General features: G+C 73.8%; 2 protein-coding genes. Both read left to right on the plus strand.

The window, feature by feature from the left end:
• Positions 1–1,023 (plus strand): polysaccharide biosynthesis/export family protein (locus tag GTP90_RS35630; protein WP_254452199.1); only part of this gene is annotated, 1,023 nt, incomplete at its 5' end.
• An 8-nt stretch (positions 1,024–1,031) separates the two neighbouring features.
• Positions 1,032–1,674 (plus strand): Wzz/FepE/Etk N-terminal domain-containing protein (locus GTP90_RS35635; RefSeq protein WP_254452200.1); only part of this gene is annotated, 643 nt, incomplete at its 3' end.

Consider the following 1,674-nt stretch of genomic DNA (forward strand, 5'->3'; position numbering starts at 1 on the left):
GGGAGCGCGGCAGCCGGTCCCTCGGCGGCCGGCACATCGGCTAACGGCCTGGCGGCGGGTGGAGTATCGAAAGGCGGCTTGGTGGTTGCCTCGCCGCCGGCGGGCGGCCTGCAAGACGACTCCATGCCGGCCGGGCCTGCCCCCGGGCCTTACCGCCTCGGCGCCGGCGACGTGCTGGCGATCACCGTCTGGGACCATCCGGAGCTGACCGGCGCTGTCGCGCGCGACCAGGGCGGGGATGGCGGCGCGCTGGGACCGCCGGCGGCCAGCTTCGTGATCGACCAGGACGGCATGCTGGAATTTCCCTTCGCCGGCAAGCTGCATCTGGCCGGACGCACGCGCGAGCAGGCGCGCACCCTGCTGGTTGCGCGGCTGGCGCGCTACTTCCGTTGGCCGCGCGTCACCGTGAGCGTGCAGGCCTACCGCAGCCAGCGCGTCTACCTCGACGGCGAAGTCAAGGCGCCGGGCCTGCTGGCCATCAACGATATCCCCATGACCTTGCTGGAGGCGATCAACCGCGCCGGCGGCATGCTGCCAGGCGCCGACCAGAGCCGCATCACGATCGAGCGCGGCGGCCAGCGCCACCGCGTCGACCTGGTGGCGGCGCTGCGCGGTGGCCGCCCGCCGGCCGCGCTGCTGCTGGCCGACGGCGACATCGTGCGGGTGCCGCCGCGCGACGAGAGCAAGGTGTTCGTTGGCGGCGAGGTGCTGGCGCCGCGCGCGCTGACCATGCACGACGGCCGCCTGACGCTGAACGAGGCGCTGGGCGAGGCCGGCGGCATCAGCCCGCAGAGCGGCGACGCCGGCCAGGTGTACGTGGTGCGGCACACGCCGCAGGGCGCGCGCGTGTACCGGCTCGATGCGCGGCCGGCGCGGGCCATGGCGCTGGCCGAGCAGTTCGAGCTGTGGCCGCGCGACGTGGTGTATGTGGCGGCGTCGCCGCTGGCCAACTGGCACCGGACCATCAGCCAGCTGTTCCCCGGCGAGTTGTCGTCGGCGGTCGGCGCCACCACCCGGCCTTAGGAGAAGACATGAACGACGCGCACGATACTCCGTTGTGGCGCCCGCCAAGCGGCGGCGCCGTCCAGCTGATCGCGCCGGTTGCGGCGCCGCCCGAGCCCGGCGCGCTGCCCTGGCGCAGCTACGCGCACGTGCTGGCAGGGCGGCGCTGGCTGGTGGCGGCGGTCGCGCTGCTGTGCACGCTGGTGGCGCTGGTGTACGCGGTCGCCGCGCGCCCGGTGTACGAGGCCAACCTGCTGCTGCACGTGGAGGAGGACAATCCGAACGCGTCCAGGAACATCCTCAACGACGTGTCGTCGCTGTTCGACACCAAGAAGGCGGCGATCGCCGAGATGGAACTGCTGCGTTCGCGCCTGGTGGTGGCGCGCGCGGTCGACGCCCAGCACCTGTACATCCAGACCGCGCCGCGCTACTTTCCGCTGGGCGGGGCCTGGCTGGCGGCGCGCGGCGACGGCCGGCTGTCGCGGCCGGGGTTGCTGGGCTACGGCGGTTATGTGTGGGGCGGCGAGGCCATCGTGGTGTGCCGCTTCGAGGTGCCGCTGGCCTGGTACAACCGGGATTTCTTCATCACCGCGCTGGGCGGCGGGCGCTACCGGCTGAGCGATGCCGGCGGCCGCGTGCTGCTGGAGGGCGCGGCCGGCGCGCTGGCGCACC

Origin of the sequence: Duganella vulcania, from assembly GCF_009857655.1 — a bacterium.
Classification (GTDB): Bacteria; Pseudomonadota; Gammaproteobacteria; order Burkholderiales; family Burkholderiaceae_D; genus Rugamonas; species Rugamonas vulcania.